The organism is Chitinophaga sp. (assembly GCF_039596155.1).
In the GTDB taxonomy this organism is placed as follows: domain Bacteria; phylum Bacteroidota; class Bacteroidia; order Chitinophagales; family Chitinophagaceae; genus Chitinophaga.
In genome coordinates this window covers 15,461-35,038 of record NZ_JBCNKF010000041.1, presented here as the reverse complement: position 1 = coordinate 35,038, position 19,578 = coordinate 15,461, and the positions used below count along the sequence as shown (strand labels likewise).

The 19,578-nt window shown below is 46.8% G+C and carries 12 protein-coding genes; 11 read left to right on the top strand and 1 reads right to left on the bottom strand.

What is annotated here, in order from left to right; all coding sequences use genetic code 11:
• Nucleotides 1-86 precede the first annotated feature (86 nt).
• From ABDW33_RS28145 to ABDW33_RS28125, 5 genes are all read left to right on the top strand, one after another.
• The gene (locus ABDW33_RS28145; RefSeq protein ID WP_343693433.1) at nt 87-767 is read left to right on the top strand and encodes a response regulator transcription factor; all 681 of its coding nucleotides are present in this window, start codon (nt 87-89) and stop codon (nt 765-767) included.
• A 6-nt stretch (nt 768-773) separates the two neighbouring features.
• A complete protein-coding gene (locus ABDW33_RS28140; protein ID WP_343693432.1) occupies nt 774-2,135 on the top strand; it encodes a HAMP domain-containing sensor histidine kinase in 1,362 nt (453 codons plus the stop codon).
• A gap of 83 nt (nt 2,136-2,218) precedes the next feature.
• Nucleotides 2,219-3,505: a TolC family protein gene (locus tag ABDW33_RS28135; protein ID WP_343693431.1), complete on the top strand. Its 1,287-nt coding sequence runs from the start codon at nt 2,219-2,221 to the stop codon at nt 3,503-3,505.
• A 10-nt stretch (nt 3,506-3,515) separates the two neighbouring features.
• Nucleotides 3,516-4,610 carry an efflux RND transporter periplasmic adaptor subunit gene (locus ABDW33_RS28130; protein ID WP_343693430.1) on the top strand — a complete coding sequence of 365 codons (1,095 nt, stop codon included), beginning with the start codon at nt 3,516-3,518 and terminating at the stop codon, nt 4,608-4,610.
• A 1-nt stretch (nt 4,611) separates the two neighbouring features.
• The gene (locus tag ABDW33_RS28125) at nt 4,612-7,698 is read left to right on the top strand and encodes a CusA/CzcA family heavy metal efflux RND transporter (protein ID WP_343693429.1); all 3,087 of its coding nucleotides are present in this window, start codon (nt 4,612-4,614) and stop codon (nt 7,696-7,698) included.
• Between the two features lie 82 nt (nt 7,699-7,780).
• Here ABDW33_RS28125 and ABDW33_RS28120 read toward each other — a convergent pair whose 3' ends face one another.
• Nucleotides 7,781-8,347 (bottom strand): DUF1579 domain-containing protein, encoded by a 567-nt coding sequence (locus tag ABDW33_RS28120; protein ID WP_343693428.1) that lies wholly within the window; start codon nt 8,345-8,347, stop codon nt 7,781-7,783.
• Nucleotides 8,348-8,787: 440 nt separating this feature from the next.
• Here ABDW33_RS28120 and rplK point away from each other — a divergent pair, with 440 nt between their 5' ends.
• From rplK to rpoC, 6 genes are all read left to right on the top strand, one after another.
• Complete coding sequence (gene rplK, locus ABDW33_RS28115; protein ID WP_072360740.1) at nt 8,788-9,231, top strand: 50S ribosomal protein L11; 444 nt, start codon at nt 8,788-8,790, stop codon at nt 9,229-9,231.
• 46 nt (nt 9,232-9,277) lie between these two features.
• Entirely contained in the window at nt 9,278-9,967 is a 690-nt protein-coding gene (gene rplA, locus ABDW33_RS28110) for a 50S ribosomal protein L1 (protein ID WP_072360742.1), read from the top strand.
• Between the two features lie 40 nt (nt 9,968-10,007).
• Nucleotides 10,008-10,538 carry a 50S ribosomal protein L10 gene (gene rplJ / locus ABDW33_RS28105; RefSeq protein WP_343693427.1) on the top strand — a complete coding sequence of 177 codons (531 nt, stop codon included), beginning with the start codon at nt 10,008-10,010 and terminating at the stop codon, nt 10,536-10,538.
• Nucleotides 10,539-10,639: 101 nt separating this feature from the next.
• Nucleotides 10,640-11,011, top strand: coding sequence for a 50S ribosomal protein L7/L12 (gene rplL / locus ABDW33_RS28100; protein ID WP_083720868.1), 372 nt, complete (start codon nt 10,640-10,642; stop codon nt 11,009-11,011).
• Nucleotides 11,012-11,259: 248 nt separating this feature from the next.
• On the top strand, nt 11,260-15,069 hold the full coding sequence (gene rpoB / locus ABDW33_RS28095) for a DNA-directed RNA polymerase subunit beta (protein WP_116851511.1): 3,810 nt from the start codon (nt 11,260-11,262) through the stop codon (nt 15,067-15,069).
• Nucleotides 15,070-15,195: 126 nt separating this feature from the next.
• Complete coding sequence (gene rpoC / locus ABDW33_RS28090) at nt 15,196-19,491, top strand: DNA-directed RNA polymerase subunit beta' (RefSeq protein WP_343693426.1); 4,296 nt, start codon at nt 15,196-15,198, stop codon at nt 19,489-19,491.
• Nucleotides 19,492-19,578 lie beyond the last annotated feature (87 nt).

Genomic DNA, 19,578 nt, shown 5'->3' with positions numbered 1-19,578 from the left:
GCGCTGACAAATAGAGGATAGCACCACCTACCATCTTTTAATCTTATTATAATCTCTTATTTTTCAGTAATCGGTACCTTTGCAGGGTGAAGATACTACTGATAGAAGACGAGCCCAAAGTCGCCGCTTTCATCAAAAAAGGACTGGAAGAAGAACAACACCAGGTGGAAGTAGCTTACGATGGAGAAATCGGGCATAAAGCAATCATGCAGCACGATTACGATGTGATCATCATGGATGTGATGCTCCCATATATGAACGGCCTGCAATTAAGCAAAAGCATCCGCGACCAGGGTATCCGTACCCCAGTCCTCATGCTCACCGCCCTCAACAGTACCCCCGATATCGTAGACGGCCTCAATGCCGGCGCAGACGATTACCTGGCCAAACCATTTCACTTCAGTGAACTCCTGGCCAGAACGAACGCCCTGCACCGCCGCACCGCCAAGTTCAAAGCCTCCGCTACCAAACTGAACTTCATGGACCTCACCCTGGACCTCGATACCAAAACAGCCTCCCGGGAAGACAAAGAGATCATCCTCACCGCCAAGGAATATGCCCTGCTCGAACTGTTTATGAAGAACTGCAATAAAGTCCTCTCCCGTGCTTTCATTGCACAAACCGTATGGGGACTGGACTTCGACAGTGGTACCAATACCATCGATGTATATATCAACTACCTCCGTAATAAGATTGAAAAAGGATTCTCCGGCGACAGGTTAATTCATACCGTAGTCGGCATGGGTTATGTGATGAAGACGAAATAACTGGTTATGAAAATACGTCACCGGCTTGCGCTGCAATTCTCTCTTATCTCGGGTTGCATCCTGCTAGTCATCTTTATACTCGTATATCTCCTGCTACAGAGTTATGTGAACAATACCTTCTTTAGTCAGCTGGAAGATCGTGCCCTTATCACTGCACAGGTATTCCTTGAAAAAGACGAACTGGCCAGGAAAAAATGGAAAGACGTTGAAAAGAAATATATACAGGCCATCCCCGGCGAAGATGGTATGATCTACGACGAAGCCAATCAACCCGTGTTCATCGAACCTGGTTCCGTCAATATACCTCCTGCCATTATTCAGGCTGTACGCTACCATAAGAAATATCGTTTTCATCTCAGAGGCAAACCCGCTGTAGGCCTTTATTATACAGATAACCAGGGCAATTTCGTCATCTTCGTTACCGCCGGCAACGAAGCCGGACAGGCACAACTGATGCATAACCTCTGGATCTTAGGGGGCACATTTGCACTCGGTATGCTGATGGTCTTCCTGCTGGGGCAGTGGTTTTCTTACCGTGCCCTGCGCCCTATTAACTATATCAACAGGCAGATGAAAAATATTCGTGCTTCTAACCTGCACGCCCGTGTGAAAAAGAGCCGCAACGATGATGAAATAGATGAACTGGCCAGTAATTTCAATGACCTGCTGGAACACCTGGAAAAGGCGTTTCAAATGCAGCAATCCTTTGTCTCCAATGCATCGCATGAATTGCGCACCCCGTTAACCGCCATTATCACCGAACTGGAAGTCATTCTCCAGAAACAGCGTAACCAGGATGACTATGTCAAAACCCTGCGCTCTGTATTGGATGAATCAGCCAAGTTAAAAACCATTACCAATGGCCTGCTGGAACTCACTCAGGCAGATACTGATACTCATGCAGGTAAAGAACATATCCGGCTAGATGAACTCCTGTGGGATCTGCGGGAAGAATGGGCCAGAAGACACCCGGAACAGTTACTGAATGTGCAGATGCTGCAATTGCCGGAAGACGCAACCAGACTGGAAATTACCGGTAACCGGGAATTGCTGATACTGGCTATTAAGAACATCATTAAGAATGCTTTTAAGTTCTCCAGTAATCAACCTGTAGAAGTCGTACTGGATTGCCAGCAGGAACAGTTGTTAATAACTATTACCGATCATGGGATTGGTATTTCCCCGGATGATGCTGCACGTATTTTCCTGCCATTGTTCCGTGCAAATAATGCACGTATATATCCCGGTTTTGGTATTGGACTATCTATGGCACAGAAGATCATCCAGGCACATAAAGGACATATTACAGTCAGCAGTGAACCCGGTAAGGGCAGTACATTTAACGTTTCCTTCACGACTACACATTAAATCTAATCAGTTTTTAATTTACATCTAACGAGCCCCTAATACAGCCGTTGCAATTTTACATGCGTTAAATCTTAGCAACGATCATGTATTTGAAACGTGTATTATTTCTTTTCCTATATCTGGCAGTCATCACATCTGTAGCGCAGGCACAGATGGATACTGTACGTTATACATTGGCAGATGCCGAAAAGATCTTTCTCGAAAATAATTTATCACTGCTTGCCGGAAAACTGGAAATCCCCATTGCAGAGGCAAAGATCCTGCAGGCAAAAGCATGGCCCAATCCTAACCTGACCATTGATAATATACAGTTGTATACCAATGGTACTACGGAGGCAACACCCCCATTATTTGGTAATTTCTGGCGGGACAGGACTTTTGCTGCACAACTGGAACAGTTAGTCTATACTGCCCGTAAGCGCAAAAAGAACATTGACCTGGAATCCCGCAATAAAGACTTTGCTGCCGGTAATTTCCTGGACCTGTTACAATCGCTGAAGGCCGACTTCCGGCAGACGGAAGCTTCCTTGCTATATCTCCAGCAAATACAGGGCGACCAGTTAGTACAAATAGGAGTAGTAAATACTTTATTGAAAGCCCAGCAAGCCATGTTAAAGCAAGGGAATATTTCACAGACAGAAATGTATCGCATCAAGGCATTGCAGATTTCATTGCAGTCGGATATCAATGCAACGCATGAAGACCTGACAGCGCAGCAGGAACACCTGAAAAACCTGCTGGCATTGAACCCCACCGTTTACCTGGTGTTGGAAGATCCAACGCCTACCGCAGAAATGGTCAGCGAATTACAACAACATCCGTTACAGGAGTTACTCACACAAGCTACACAACACAATGCCGGCATCATGGCCGCTCAGCAGCAGAAAGCGGTGAACGTGGCGGCACTGACTGTGGAAAAGGCAAATGCGGTACCTGACCTGACATTGAATGCTAACTATGAAAGAGCAGGAAATGTACAGAACAACTTTATGGGTGTAGGCGTCAGCATGGACCTGCCTTTTTTTAACAGGAACAAAGGCAATATCAAAGCCGCACAATTAGCCGTGCAGCAAAGTGACCTGCTTGAAAAGAATAAGATTACAGAAGTAAATAATGCGGTGGTTAAAGAATGGACAGATCTGCACAAAGCGATTGGATTGTATGAGAGCATCGATACGGACTACCTGGATAAACTCGATACAATGGTAGAGGGTATCAGCCGCAACTTTGTAAACCGGAATATGAGCCTGCTGGAATTCCTGGACTTCTTCAGCTCATTCCGTGACAGCAAGCAGCAATACTATGCTGCTATTAAGAACATCAGTATCAAAAAGGCTACGCTTAATTACTTAACCGGAACGGAGTTATAAACAACGCATTATGTACCGCATATTTTACATAGGACTGGCAATGGTATTGTTATCTGCCTGTCACAATTCATCTACCACCACAACTACAGAGCAGGCACCGAATACCTGCATTATTTCTCCCAGTCTGAAATCGTTGATCCGGCTGGCACCACTGTCAGAAGCACCTGTACACGGAGAACTGGAACTGACAGGGAGTGTAAGCTATGATCAGGACCACCTGTACCGTTATCAATCACTGGCCAGTGGTGTAGTGAGAGATGTACGTTTCAATCTCGGGGATTATGTGACCAAGGGACAGGTATTGGCAGAAATAAAAACTACAGAACTGAGTGATCAGTCAGCAGAGCTGCATAAGGCGGAAGCCGCGCTGGCATTGTCTGAAAGGCAGCTGAGGGCGACGACCAGCCTGCATGATGACGGCATCGCATCCGACAAGGAACTGCTGGAGGCACAGAATGAAGTGGCCGCGGGTAAACTGGAAATAAACAGGATCAGGGAAACACTCACTATACAGGGCGGCAGTGTGGATAAAGGAGTATTACTGATCCATGCGCCGATGAGTGGTTATATCGTGGGAAAGAAAATGACAACCGGTTACCAGGTGAATGCCGGTGATGATGATCTGTTTATCATTTCTGATCTGAAGAAGGTGTGGGTCATGGCAAATGTGTATGCGGCACAGCTGGGAATGGTAAAAGCAGGACAGGAAGTAGCGATCAGCACGACTGCTTATCCCGGGAAGGTATTTGCAGGTAAGATCGCGCGCCTCTCCAACATCTTTGATCCGGAAGAAAAGGTGATGAAGGCAGTCGTGGAAATAGACAATGCCGGGCTGGAGTTAAAACCGGATATGATGGTGAGTGTGAATGTACATATGAACATGGAAGAGAAGGCATTGGCTGTGCCATTGGATGCGGTGATCTTTGACGACGATAATTACCATGTAGTAGCGTATCACAATGACTGTGACGTACGCGAATTAACCATTGCACCACTCTCGCACGATAAGCAGTATTACTATGTGAATGAAGATGTATTGCACAAAGGTGACACCATCATCAGCCGCAACCAGTTACTGATCTATAACCAGCTGAAAGGAAGATAGTATGAATAAGCTCGTAGAAAAGATAGTTGGCTTTGCACTGAAGAACCATACGTTGGTATTGTTCTTTACTTTCCTCCTGATTGTAGCTGGTGTAGTTGCCATTAAGAATACGTTGATAGAAGCCTATCCGGATGTAACGAATACCCGTGCACGAATTATAACACAATGGCCGGGCAGAAGTGCAGAGGAGATAGAGAAATTTGTGACATTACCTATTACCAAGGAAATGAGTACGATTCCGGGGAAGACGGATGTACGTTCTATATCGCTCTTTGGTTTGTCGGTAGTGACCGTAAATTTCGAGGATAATGTAGAGGATTTTTATGCGCAACAGTACGCGAGTAACCGTATGCGCAATGTTGATCTGCCGGCGGGTGCAGATGCGGAGATCGAGCCGCCTTATGGTGCTACGGGAGAGATTTTCAGGTATGTGATCAGGAGTAAGGACCGGCCTATCCGTGAATTGTCTGCCTTGCAGGAGTGGGTAATCAGCAGGGAGCTTTTATCTGTACCTGGGGTGGCAGATGTAAATAGTTTCGGTGGGGAAGAGAAGAGTTATGAGATCAGGGTGAATCCGACAGAGTTGTCGAATTACGGTTTGACGGCGCTGGATGTATTCCAGGCGATTGGTAAAAGTAATATTAACGTAGGTGGAGATGTGATTCAGAAAGGGAGCCAGGCGTATGTAGTGCGTGGTGTGGGCTTGCTGGAGAAGACGGCTGATATTGAAAATATCCTGATCACGAATGTAAAGGGAACACCGGTATTAGTAAAGAATGTAGCGAATGTAATTGTGACGGGCAAACCCAGGTTGGGAAGAGTGGGGTTGAATGGGGATGATGATCTGGTAGAGGGGATTGTGATCATGCTAAGGGGAGAGAATCCCAGCAAGGTGATTGAGAAATTGCGGGAGCGGATTACAGATCTGAATACGCGTATCCTGCCAAAAGATGTAAAGATAGAGCCGTTCCTTGACAGAACGGAGCTGGTAGATAAGACCATTACAACTGTTACACATAATCTTATAGAGGGGATTTTGCTGGTATCCATTGTTGTGTTTGTGTTTCTATATAACTGGCGAACTACAGTGATCGTGGCATCCGTGATTCCGCTGGCATTTTTATTTGCTTTGCTGATGTTGCGGATCCAGGGGCTGTCGGCTAACCTTATCTCCATTGGTGCAGTAGATTTTGGTTTGTTGCTGGAGGGGACGATGGTGATAGTCGAGCATGTATTCGCCAGTATGGACAAACGTGCCCGCGAGATGGGCATGGAGGCATTCAACGCTATGCCAAAGGATGGGTTCATACGGGATAAAGCGAAAAGTGTGGGCAAGTCTATCCTGTTTGCACAAGTGATATTGATCGTAGCGTTGATGCCTATTTTTACTTTTCAGAAAGTGGAAGGAAAGATGTTTTCGCCGCTGGCGTTTACATTGGGATATGCATTGCTGGGCTCTCTTTTATTGAGCCTGACGTATGTGCCGGTAATGTGTAAGCTGTTGCTGAATAAAAATGTGGTCGATAAGCATAGTGCTGTTACAGAGTTTTTCAGGAAGATCATTTTCAGGTTGTTCCAGTTTGCGACCAGGTACAGGAAGGGTACTATTATCGGGTTCTTTGTATTGCTGGGTGGTTGTATACTGGGGTTTGGCAGTATGGGAACGGAGTTTATTCCCAAGTTGAATGAAGGGGCTATATATATCAGGGCGACGTTGCCAAGTAGTGTGAATCTGGATGAATCGGTGCGACTGACGAAGGAGATGAAGGCGCAGCTACGGAGTTTTGATGAGGTACAGTTCGTGCTCACACAAACAGGGCGGCCTAATGACGGTACGGATCCTACCGGTTTTTTCAACATTGAGTTCCATGTGCAGCTGAAAGATGAGGGGCAGTGGAAGCATCATATTACGAAGGAGCAGTTGTTGGAGCAGATGGAAGCGAAGTTGCGGGTATACCCGGGAATCGTGTTTGGGTTTAGTCAGCCGATCATGGATAATGTGGAAGAGTATGTGGCTGGGGTAAAGAGTGCATTGGTTGCGAAGGTGTACGGCAATGATCTGCCATCGCTGGAGCGGACGGCGGATAGTATAGCAGCGGTGATCAGGGGAATCAGGGGAATAGAGGATGTGAATGTATTCAGGAATATTGGTGCACCGGAGCTGAGGATTAAGTTGAGTGAGGCGAGAATGGCGAGATATGGAATAAGTATGGAAGATGCGCAGGCGGTGGTAGAGATGGCGATAGGGGGTAAGGCGGCTTCTACGTTCTATGAGGGAGAGCGGATGTTTGAGATCAGGGTGCGGTATGATCAGCATTTCAGGCAATCGGAGCAGGAGATCAGGAATATATTGGTACCGGCGGCGGGCGATGCCAAAGTGCCTTTGTCAGAGATTGCGGATATCGGGTTCTTTACGGGGCCGGCGTTTATTTACAGGCAGGGAAGTAGTCGTTATATAGCGGTAGGGTTCTCGGTGAGGGGTAGAGACCTGGGGGGTACGATAGCGGAGGCGCAGGCGAAGGTGAAGAAGCGGGTGAAGTTGCCGGAAGCTTACAAACTGGAATGGGCAGGGGAGTTTGAGAGTCAGCAAAGGGCGACGGGAAGGTTGGCGTATATCGTACCGATATCATTATTGCTGATAGGGTTTTTGTTGTATATCAATTTCAATAACCTGAAGGATACGTTGTTGTCATTGATCACGGTGCCGTTTGCATTTATGGGTGGGTTCTTTTCCTTGTGGATAACGCATACAATTTTTGGTATTTCGGCGGGGATAGGTTTTATCATTTTATTTGGTGTGGGTACGATAGACGGGATTATATTGATATCGGTGATGAAGAGTTACTGGGAGAAGGGAATGCCATTGAAGGAGGCGATAGAGAATGGTGTAAGGGATAGGATCAGGCCGGTGTTTATGATTGCGGTGATGGGGTCTTTGGGATTATTGCCTGCGGCCTTGAGTCATGGTATGGGATCGGAGATACAGAAGCCGTTGGCGATCATGATAGTGGGGGGATTGGTTGTGTGTATGTTGCTAAGTTTGATGGTATTGCCGCAGTTCTTTTACTGGGCGTACAGGAAGAAGTAAGAAAAAAACCGCTATTTGTATTTTGCAAATAGCGGTTTTTTCTTTGTGGGCCTGTGGGTGGCGGGAAAAGCGGCAGTGGGAATTACTTCCTTCTGGTGAGGTGCATTTCCATGCTTTTAATGTCTTTTCCGTCTTTGACGTAGTACATTTCCATGGTATGGTGGTCATTGTCCTGGATGGTGATGACTTCTTTCATCTCGATATCTTTTCCCTGCATGGGATCGTAGGTTTTGCCGGTGAGGGTGAGGGAGTGGGAGGCATCGTTCCAGGTGCCCTGCAGGAGCATGATACCGGTGCCCATGTTGTCGATCCATGAGTTCTGGAAGATCTTTTTGGCGTTGTCATAGGCAAGGAGGCCACGGCCTTCGAATTCCATACCGTCGATGTTGCTTTTGTGGACGGATTCCTGGTAGCGGCCGCCGAGGATCATTTTATTTTCGGCGGTGCCATTGGATTTGGAGGGAGGGGCGCCGGGTGCCATCCAGAAGGTCAGTTCATAGTCCCAGGTGCCATCGGAGTGGGCGAGCATCTGGTGGACTTTTCCCGGGGTCATATAATCCATCCAGGCTTGTTGTGCAGCGGCCTGATCTTGTGCAAAGAGGGGGGCGGCGGCGAGGATGGGGAGACAAAGGAGCAACAGACGTTTCATAATGAGGTGGATTTTAGATATTTAGGTAGTGAATAATAATGGTTTTGGTAAGGTCGGCGATTTTGGTGGAAAAATGAAAGGCGATATAAGAAATAACATAGCGGAAGTGGAGAAGGTTGAGGGCGGGGGCAACAATAAATTTATGTCAGTGAGGCTGGGAATTCCGGTAAATTCCATTAGATTTGCGAGAGAGGGGTGCCGGAACTCTTTGTTAACCTTCCCTATATGCATACATACCGGTATAGTTTTGCAATAGAATTGTAAAATTTTAACCCCAAATAGATGATAATAGCAAAAAGGATGCCCGAAAGCAAATTCTTTTTGTGATTTATTATATTATTATATACCTTTGCATCCCCTTCAAAAGGTAATTTTTTTCTCCTTTTAGCTTTGGGAGTCTCGCAAGAGACGAGACGTTTCACCAAATAAATTATTTAAACATGGCAAAAGAGATCGCTACGTACGTGAAATTGCAGGTTAAAGGCGGCGCGGCCAACCCTGCACCTCCGATTGGTCCTGCCTTGGGTTCCAAGGGTGTGAACATCATGGAGTTCTGTAAGCAGTTCAATGCCCGTACCCAGGATAAGGCTGGTAAGGTATTGCCTGTATTGCTGACAGTTTACACAGACAAGTCTTTTGATTTCGTAATTAAGACTCCTCCTGCAGCTGTACAGTTGCTGGAAGCAGCCAAATTGCAGAGTGGTTCCAAAGAGCCAAACCGTAACAAGGTTGGTAAAGTTACCTGGGCTCAGGTTGAAGCTATCGCTACCGATAAGATGGCTGACCTGAACTGTTTCACTAAAGAGAGCGCCATGAAGATGGTAGCTGGTACTGCCCGTTCAATGGGTATTACTGTGGATGGTAACGCTCCATGGAGCAACTAATTGTTTCACCTGTGTATAACGGGTTAACTTTTTAAAACATTTTGCAATGGCAACTAAGAAAAGAAAAGTAGCTGATACAAAAGTGGACAAGAACAAGATCTACTCCCTGAAGGAGGCGTCCACAATTGTAAAAGACATTAACTGCACTAAATTCGACAGCTCTGTCGATTTACATATCCGTCTGGGCGTTGATCCCAAGAAAGCAGACCAGGCTATCCGTGGTTCCGTAACGCTTCCCCACGGTACTGGTAAAACTAAACGCGTTCTGGTACTTTGCACGCCTGACAAAGAGGCTGCTGCGAAAGAAGCTGGAGCTGATCATGTTGGTTTGGATGAGTATATCCAGAAGATCGAAGCTGGCTGGACTGATATCGATGTAATCGTAGCAACTCCTGCTGTGATGCCTAAGATCGGTAAGCTGGGTAAGATCCTGGGTCCCCGTAACCTGATGCCTAACCCTAAGACTGGTACTGTTACGAACGATGTAGCGGCAGCAGTAAACGAGGTAAAGGGTGGTAAGATCACCTTCAAAGTAGACAAGGCTGGTATCATTCACGCTTCTATTGGTCGTGTATCATTTGCACCTGAAAAGATCGAGCAGAACTCTCAGGAACTGATCAACGCTATTATCAAGCTGAAACCTGCTACTGCTAAGGGTACTTACCTGAAAGGCCTGGCTATGGCGAGCACAATGAGCCCTGCCATCACGGTTGACACTAAATCTGTTCAAAACTAACTGATTCGCCGGCTGGCAGATCGACAAACTGAGAAAAGCTATGAACAAAGATCAAAAAAATGAAGTGATTGAACTGCTGAAAGGTAAGTTCTCTCAATATAGCAACTTCTACATCACAAACACTGAGTCTCTGACTGTTGAGCAGGTTAACAATCTGCGTCGTGTTTGTTTTGACAAGAACGTGGAAATGAAGGTGGCTAAGAACACCCTCATTAAGAAGGCACTGGAATCTCTGGATGCTGAAAAATATGCAGGTGTGTTTGAAGCACTGAATGGTGTAACTGCCCTGATGTTCTCTGATTCTCCAAAGGAACCAGCTGTAATCATCTCTTCTTTCCGTAAGGACAACAAGAAAACCGAAAAGCCTGAGCTGAAAGCTGCTTTCGTAGGTGATGAAATCTACACTGGCGATGCGCAACTGGCTAACCTGGTTAAAATCAAGACTAAGAACGAACTCATTGGAGACGTTATTGGTCTGTTGCAATCTCCTGCTAAGCGTGTTATCGCTGGTTTGCTCGAGAAGGCAAAGAAAGAGGGCGCAGGTGAAGCTGTTGCTCCTGCAGCTGAATAAGCTGGTAGTGGGTGTAACAAACTCACGCTTAATAAATTATGGCTTCCAAGTCACAATATAAATCATCAATCTAACATTCAAATTCTTAAAAACATTATACAATGGCAGACGTTAAAGCATTAGCCGAACAATTAGTAGGTTTAACTGTTAAGGAAGTACAAGAACTGGCAGACGTTCTGAAGAGCGAATACGGTATCGAACCAGCTGCTGCTGCAGTTGTTGTTGCTGCAGGTGGTGGCGAAGCTGCTGCTGCAGAAGAAAAGACAGCCTTCAACGTTATCCTGAAATCTGCAGGTGCTAGCAAACTGAACGTAGTTAAGATCGTTAAGGATCTGACTGGTCTTGGTCTGAAAGAAGCTAAGGAACTGGTAGACGGTGCTCCAAAGGAACTGAAAGCTGGTGTTAGCAAGGCTGAAGCAGAAGACCTGAAAGCTAAGCTGACTGAGGCTGGCGCTGAAGTTGAAATTCAGTAATTCTTTGCTTAAAGATACCTCTTTATAAAGGTCAAAAGTGCTTTTGGCACTTTTGGCCTTCTTCCCTTTGGGAAAGTGTCTTTTTCGGAGCGTCAAAAGGGGGAAATCACCGGGTCGGTGGATTTGACAATTAGGAGAAGACAGAAATTTTTGAGGGTAATTGGCAAAGAATCCTTAATTTCCCCGATTCATGTTGTGATCTACACCTCACAATATTATATAAGTTAATATAACTGCTAACTTCGAATATGTCTCTAAAAAAAGCCCAAACAAGTGAAAGAATAAACTTTGGAAAGATCAAACAAGTAACTGAGACACCGGATCTGTTGGCTATCCAAATTCAATCTTTCAAGGATTTCTTCCAGTTAGAAACCACACCAGACAAGCGTAACAATGAAGGCCTTTTTAAAGTATTCAAGGAGAACTTCCCGATCACAGATACCCGCAATATCTTCAATCTGGAGTTTCTGGACTACTTTGTAGACCCTCCGCGTTATACCATAGAGGAATGTATTGAGCGTGGGCTTACCTATTCTGTACCGCTGAAGGCCAAACTGCGCCTGAGCTGTAACGATGAGGAGCACGTAGACTTCCAGACGATTGTGCAGGACGTGTTCCTTGGGAACATACCCTACATGACTCCGAGAGGTACTTTCGTGATCAACGGAGCCGAACGTGTAGTTGTATCTCAGCTGCATCGTTCTCCTGGTGTGTTCTTTGGTCAGTCTATCCACCCGAACGGTACTAAAATCTACTCTGCAAGGGTGATTCCGTTCAAGGGCGCGTGGATGGAGTTCGCAACAGACATCAATAATGTGATGTATGCGTACATCGACCGTAAGAAGAAATTCCCCGTAACTACGCTGTTACGTGCTATCGGGTACGAAACAGATAAGGACATCCTGCAACTGTTCGGGATGGCTGATGAAGTAAAAGCAGACAAGAAGAGCCTCGATAAATACGCTGGCAAGAAACTGGGCGCCCGTGTACTGAGAAGCTGGGTAGAAGATTTCGTTGATGAAGATACCGGTGAGGTGGTGAGCATCGAACGTAACGAAATCGTGCTGGAGCGTGACAGTATCCTCGACGAAGCAAACATTGAGACAATCGTTGACATGGGTGTGAAGAGTGTATTTGTGCAGAAAGAAGAGGTGAGTGGCGACTTCTCCATCATCTACAATACTTTAAATAAAGATACATCCAACTCCGAGCTGGAAGCCGTTCAGCACATCTACCGTCAATTGCGCGGTGCTGATGCGCCGGATGATGAAACAGCAAGGGGCATCATTGATAAATTATTCTTCTCTGACAAGCGTTATGATCTGGGAGATGTAGGCCGTTATAAGATCAACAGGAAACTGGGTCTGCCTACACCACTGGACATGAAGGTGCTGACCAAAGAAGACATTATCGCGATCATCAAGTACCTGGTACAGCTTACAAACAGCAAGGCGGAAATCGATGACATCGATCACCTGTCTAACCGTCGTGTACGTACCGTAGGTGAGCAGTTATATGCTCAGTTCGGTGTTGGTCTGGCTCGTATGGCCCGTACCATCCGCGAGAGAATGAACGTTCGTGATAATGAAGTATTTACACCAGTAGACCTGATCAACGCGAGGACATTGTCTTCCGTAATCAACTCTTTCTTCGGTACCAGCCAGTTGAGCCAGTTCCTGGATCAAACCAACCCGCTGTCTGAGATCACGCACAAGCGTCGTATCTCCGCGCTGGGCCCCGGTGGTCTGAGTCGTGAAAGAGCAGGTTTCGAGGTACGTGACGTACACTATAGCCACTATGGCCGTCTCTGTACTATTGAAACACCGGAAGGTCCAAACATCGGTCTGATCTCCACCCTTTGCGTACACGCTAAGGTGAATGATATGGGCTTTATCGAAACACCATACCGCAAGGTACAGGATGGTAAAGTTGATATGGAGGCTGTGAAGTTCCTGAGCGCTGAAGAAGAGGATAGTGTGAAGATCGCGCAGGCAAACGCGCCGCTGGATGAAGTGGGTAACTTCGTAAATGATAAGGTGAAATCCCGTGAAACCGGTGACTTCCCAATCCTCGATAGAAGTGAAGTGGAATATATGGACGTTGCTCCGAACCAGATCGTGGGTCTGAGTGCTTCCCTGATTCCGTTCCTTGAGCATGATGATGCCAACCGTGCGTTGATGGGATCAAACATGCAGCGTCAGGCAGTTCCGCTGATCAATCCACAGGTACCTATCGTAGGTACTGGTCTGGAAGGAAAGGCAGCCCGCGACTCCCGTCTGCAGATCACTGCAGAAGGTCGTGGTGTGGTTGAATTCGTTGATGCCAATGAAATCCATGTTCGTTACGAGCGTGACGAAATGCAGAAACTGGTATCTTTCGAAGATGATCTGAAGATCTATCACCTGACTAAATTCGTTAAGACCAACCAGAGCACCTGTATCAACCTGCGTCCTGCCGTTAAGAAAGGGCAGCAGCTGGAATTTGGTGACTTCCTGACTGAGGGTTATGCAACCCGCGGTGGTGAGTTGGCCCTGGGTCGTAACATGAAAGTGGCGTTCATGCCATGGAAGGGTTACAACTTTGAGGATGCGATTGTAATTTCTGAGCGTGTAGGCCGTGAAGACCTCTTCACTTCCATACACATCGATGAATATGAGCTGGAAGTACGTGACACCAAACTGGGTGAAGAAGAACTGACACCAGATATTCCAAACGTAAGTGAGGAAGCGACCAAAGACCTGGATCAGAACGGTATCATCCGTGTAGGTGCACACATCAAGGAAGGCGACATCCTGATCGGTAAGATCACTCCTCGTGGTGAATCTGATCCTTCTCCTGAAGAAAAACTGCTTCGTGCGATCTTCGGTGACAAGGCTTCCGATGCGAAAGATGCTTCCCTGAAGGCACCTCCAAGCACAGAAGGTGTGGTAATCGACAAGAAATTGTTCAGCCGCGCTAAGAAAGATAAGAACTCCAAGACCCGTGAAAAAGCGGCACTGGAGAAACTGGAAAAAGTACACCAGAAGAACGAAGAAGACCTGCTGGAAGTGCTGATGAGTAAGCTGTTGACACTGCTGAAGGACAAGACTTCTCAGGGTATCACCAACACTTACGGTGAAGTATTGATCTCTAAGGGCTCTAAGTTCTCTTCCAAGAACCTGGCTAACATCGACTTCCAGAACGTGAATCCACTGGGCTGGACTACAGACGATGTAACCAACGATCAGATCAACACACTGCTGCATAACTATAACATCAAGTATAATGAAGAACTGGGACGTTACAAACGTGAGAAGTTCAACATCAGCATTGGTGATGAGTTACCAGCGGGCGTACTGAAACTGGCTAAGGTATACCTGGCCAGCAAACGTAAGCTGAAAGTGGGTGATAAGATGGCGGGTCGTCACGGTAACAAGGGTATCGTTGCCAAGATTGTACGTGATGAAGACATGCCATTCCTGGAAGACGGTACACCGGTAGATATCGTACTGAACCCACTCGGGGTACCTTCCCGTATGAACCTGGGTCAGATTTACGAAACTGTACTGGGTTGGGCTGGTCTGAAGATGGGCGTTAAGTTCGCTACACCTATCTTCGATGGTGCTACTACAGAGGAGATCGCAGATTATATCAATAATGCAGGTCTGCCAAGCTTTGGCCATACTTACCTGTATGATGGCGAAACCGGTGAGCGTTTCCACCAGAAAGCTACCGTGGGTGTTATCTACATGCTTAAGCTGAGCCACATGGTGGATGATAAGATGCACGCCCGTTCAATCGGACCATACTCTCTCATTACCCAGCAACCGTTGGGTGGTAAGGCGCAGTTTGGTGGTCAGCGTTTCGGTGAAATGGAAGTGTGGGCACTGGAAGCATACGGTGCATCCAACATTCTGCAGGAACTGTTAACCATTAAGTCTGATGACATTGTAGGCCGTGCCAAAGCTTATGAGTCTATCGTGAAAGGCGATAACATCCCGAAAGCAGGCGTACCGGAATCATTCAATGTATTGATTCATGAGTTACGTGGTCTGGGTCTGGATCTGAAATTTGAATAGTAGTTTAAGCTATAAATAGCTCCAAGCTGCAGGAAGCAGTCCCGAACAAGGGGCGGGCGGCCTGTGGCTTGCAGCTTATAAAGCCGGAACTCTTTTTCCATGTGAATTTTCTTTAAACAACATACAATGGCCATCAAGAAAGAAAATCGTCCTAAATCAAACTTTAATAGCATTACCATTAGTCTGGCGTCTCCGGATAGTATCCTGGAGCGTTCCTATGGCGAAGTGCTGAAGCCGGAAACTATCAACTACCGTACTTATAAGCCGGAGCGTGATGGTTTGTTCTGCGAAAGGATATTCGGCCCTGTAAAGGACTATGAGTGCTACTGCGGTAAATACAAACGTATCCGTTATAAGGGTATCGTATGTGACCGTTGTGGTGTGGAAGTGACAGAAAAGAAAGTACGTCGCGAAAGAATGGGCCACATCCGTCTGGTTGTACCTGTTGTTCATATCTGGTATTTTAAATCTCTTCCAAATAAGATCGGTTACCTGCTGGGTATGAGCTCCAAGAAACTGGAGACTATCGTGTATTATGAAAGATACGTGATTATCCAGGCGGGTGCTAAACAGGAGAAAGGCCTTAACTATGGCGATCTGCTGACCGAAGAAGAATATCTCGACATCCTGGATACCCTGCCAAAGGATAACCAGCTGCTGAGTGACGATGATCCTAACAAGTTCATCGCGAAAATGGGTGCTGAAGCGGTAGAAATGATGCTGGCCAGAATTGATCTGGATAGCCTTTCTTACCAGCTGCGTAACCAGGCTGCTACTGAAACCAGCCAGCAACGTAAAGCGGAAGCCCTGAAACGCCTGAGCGTTGTAGAAGCTTTCCGTGAAGCAAATGGTCGTGTTGAAAACCGTCCTGAATGGATGGTGATGCAATATATCCCTGTTGTTCCACCAGAACTGCGTCCGTTAGTTCCGTTGGATGGTGGTCGTTTCGCGTCTTCTGACCTGAACGATCTGTACCGCAGGGTAATTATCCGTAACAACCGTCTGAAACGCCTGATCGAGATCAAGGCACCAGAGGTGATCCTGCGTAACGAAAAACGTATGCTGCAGGAAGCGGTTGACTCCCTCTTCGATAACAGCCGTAAATCAAATGCGGTGAAAGCGGAAGGTGGTCGTGCACTGAAATCCCTCTCCGATGTACTGAAAGGTAAACAAGGTCGTTTCCGTCAGAACTTGCTCGGTAAACGTGTTGACTATTCCGGTCGTTCCGTAATCGTGGTAGGTCCTGAACTGAAGCTGCATGAATGTGGTCTGCCAAAAGATATGGCGGCAGAGCTGTTCAAACCATTCATTATCCGTAAGCTGATCGAAAGAGGTATCGTTAAGACGGTAAAATCTGCGAAGAAACTGGTAGACAGGAAGGAAGCAGTAGTTTGGGATATCCTTGAAAACGTACTGAAAGGACACCCGGTGATGCTGAACCGTGCTCCAACACTGCACCGTCTCTCCATTCAGGCATTCCAGCCTAAACTGGTGGAAGGTAAAGCGATCCAGTTGCACCCGCTTGTGTGTTCTGCGTTCAACGCGGATTTCGATGGTGACCAGATGGCGGTACACGTACCGTTGAGCAATGCTGCGATCCTCGAAGCACAACTGTTGATGCTGTCTTCACACAACATCCTCAACCCACAGAATGGTACACCAATCACCCTGCCTTCACAGGACATGGTACTTGGTCTGTATTATATCACCAAGGGTAAGAAATCTACCCCTACTGAAAAAGTAGAAGGTGAAGGTATGGCCTTCTATTCTGCTGAAGAGGTAATCATCGCTTACAACGAACAGAAAGTGAACCTGCACGCTAACATCCGCGTAAAGGCCACTATCCGTAACGAGAAGGGTGAGTTGGTGAACAAGCTGATCGAAACCACTGTAGGTCGTGTGATCTTTAACCAGCACGTTCCAAAAGAAGCTGGTTATGTGAACGCACTGCTGACGAAGAAATCTCTTCGTGAGATCATCGGTGACATCATCAAATATACTGACATCCCTAAGACTGCGAAGTTCCTGGATGATATCAAGCAATTAGGTTTCCGTACGGCGTTCCGTGGTGGTCTGTCCTTCAACATCAATGACCTGATCATCCCAGAGGTGAAACAGGTGATGATTGATGGTGCAGCCAGCGAGGTTGACGAAGTATGGGATAACTATAATATGGGTCTGATCACGAATAACGAACGTTATAACCAGATTATCGATATCTGGTCTCGTGTGGATACCAAAGTAACTGAAACGCTGATCCGTGAGCTGGCGAATGACAAGCAGGGCTTCAACTCTGTATACATGATGCTTGACTCCGGTGCGCGTGGTTCCAAACAGCAGATCAAGCAGCTGGCAGGTCTGAGAGGATTGATGGCCAAGCCACGTAAGAGTGGTTCAACTGGTTCAGAGATCATCGAAAACCCGATCCTGTCCAACTTCAAGGATGGTCTGAATGTATTGGAATACTTCATCTCTACGCACGGTGCGCGTAAAGGTCTCGCGGATACGGCGTTGAAAACAGCGGATGCTGGTTACCTGACCCGTCGTCTCGTAGACGTTGCACAGGACGTAGTTATCAACGAGGAAGACTGTGGTACACTGCGTGGTATCGCTACTTCAGCGCTGAAAGACAATGAAGAGATCGTAGAACCATTATATGATCGTATCCTCGGTCGTACCTCTCTGCAGGATGTATTTGATCCTCACACTGAGGAGCTGATCGTTGAAGCAGGTGGTCTGATCGACGAAGATATTGCTCACCGTATCGAAGCAAGTGCAATTGACACTGTTGAGATCCGCTCTGTACTGACTTGCGAAAGCCGCAGAGGTGTGTGTGTGAAGTGTTATGGTAAGAACCTGGCAACCGGTTATATGACTCAGCGTGGTGATGCAGTAGGTATCATCGCAGCACAGTCCATCGGTGAGCCTGGTACTCAGCTGACACTGCGTACCTTCCACGTGGGTGGTGTGGCTGGTTCTACATCTGTTGATACCGGCTTACAAGCTAAATTCGAAGGTACCGTACAGTTCGATGGTCTGCGTACCACTACATACGAAAACAACGAAGGAGATAAAGTACAGGTGGTAATTGGCCGTACAGGTGAATTACGTATCGTAGACGTGAAGAACGATCGTCTGCTGATCACCAACAATATCCCTTACGGTTCTACTCTGCTGGTAAAAGATGGCCAGAAGGTAGCGAAAGGTGATATTATCTGTACATGGGACCCATACAACGCCGTTATCGTATCTGAAATCGCTGGTAACATCCGCTTCGATAGCATCATTGAAGGTATCACCTTCCGTGAAGAGGCTGACGAGCAGACAGGTCACCGTGAGAAAGTGGTTATCGAAACCAAGGATAAGAATAAGATCCCTTCCCTGTTCGTAGATGGTAACAAGGAAGTGAAATCATACAACTTACCGGTAGGTTCACATATCGTAATCGAAGAAGGTGAAGCTGTAAGAGCAGGTCAGGTAATCGTGAAGATCCCACGTATCCTCGGTAAGCTGAGAGATATCACGGGTGGTCTGCCACGTGTAACTGAACTGTTTGAAGCACGTAACCCAAGCAACCCTGCTATCGTATCTGAGATCGATGGTGTTGTTGCCTTCGGTAACATCAAACGTGGTAACCGTGAGATCATCATCGAGAGCCGTGAAGGTCAGATCAAGAAATACCTGGTTCCATTGACACGTCACATCCTGGTACAGGACGGTGACTTCGTGAAAGCGGGTACTGCACTGTCTGATGGTTCTATCACTCCGGCTGATATTCTCTCTATTAAAGGTCCATTTGCCGTACAGGAGTACCTGGTAAATGAGATTCAGGAAGTTTATCGCTTACAGGGTGTGAAGATCAACGACAAGCACATTGAGGTGATTGTACGCCAGATGATGCGTAAGGTGAACATCGAAGATCCGGGTGATACCCGCTTCCTCGAAGGAGATACCACTGATAAGTTTGAATTCTTTGAAGAAAACGACCATATATTCGATAAGAAGGTAGTAACAGAAGCTGGTGATTCAACCGTGTTGAGAGCTGGTCAGATCGTTACCCTGCGCCAGGTAAGAGAAGAAAACTCTCTGCTGCGCCGTTCGGACAGAAAACTGGTAGAGTACCGCGATGCGAAACCAGCTACTTCCAGCCCGCTGCTGCAAGGTATTACCAAGGCGTCTCTGGGTACACATAGCTGGATCTCTGCTGCGTCCTTCCAGGAAACTACCAAAGTACTGTCTTCTGCTGCCATCAACGGTAAGATAGATGACATGCTGGGTCTGAAGGAGAATGTGATCACAGGTCACCTGATCCCTGCAGGTACAGGTTTACGCGAATTCGAAAACATGATCGTAGGTTCCAAAGAAGAATACGATATCCTGGCATCTTCCAAAGAAGTGTTCCAGTTCGACGAAGAAGAATAAGCGAAACGCTCAAACTATAAAAAAATGTCCCGCGCGTAGTGCCGGGACATTTTTTTTACGTGTAACTTTCGGGCAATTTTATAAACA

Excerpts from the sequence above, each read along its gene's own strand:
- ABDW33_RS28130 (WP_343693430.1), top strand. The coding sequence starts at position 3,516 with ATGTACCGCATATTTTACATAGGACTGGCAATGGTATTGTTATCTGCC.
- rplL (WP_083720868.1), top strand. The coding sequence starts at position 10,640 with ATGGCAGACGTTAAAGCATTAGCCGAACAATTAGTAGGTTTAACTGTT.
- rpoB (WP_116851511.1), top strand. The coding sequence starts at position 11,260 with ATGTCTCTAAAAAAAGCCCAAACAAGTGAAAGAATAAACTTTGGAAAG.
- rplA (WP_072360742.1), top strand. The coding sequence starts at position 9,278 with ATGGCAACTAAGAAAAGAAAAGTAGCTGATACAAAAGTGGACAAGAAC.
- rpoC (WP_343693426.1), top strand. The coding sequence starts at position 15,196 with ATGGCCATCAAGAAAGAAAATCGTCCTAAATCAAACTTTAATAGCATT.
- ABDW33_RS28140 (WP_343693432.1), top strand. The coding sequence starts at position 774 with ATGAAAATACGTCACCGGCTTGCGCTGCAATTCTCTCTTATCTCGGGT.
- ABDW33_RS28125 (WP_343693429.1), top strand. The coding sequence starts at position 4,612 with ATGAATAAGCTCGTAGAAAAGATAGTTGGCTTTGCACTGAAGAACCAT.
- ABDW33_RS28120 (WP_343693428.1), bottom strand. The coding sequence starts at position 8,347 with ATGAAACGTCTGTTGCTCCTTTGTCTCCCCATCCTCGCCGCCGCCCCC.
- ABDW33_RS28135 (WP_343693431.1), top strand. The coding sequence starts at position 2,219 with ATGTATTTGAAACGTGTATTATTTCTTTTCCTATATCTGGCAGTCATC.
- rplJ (WP_343693427.1), top strand. The coding sequence starts at position 10,008 with ATGAACAAAGATCAAAAAAATGAAGTGATTGAACTGCTGAAAGGTAAG.
- rplK (WP_072360740.1), top strand. The coding sequence starts at position 8,788 with ATGGCAAAAGAGATCGCTACGTACGTGAAATTGCAGGTTAAAGGCGGC.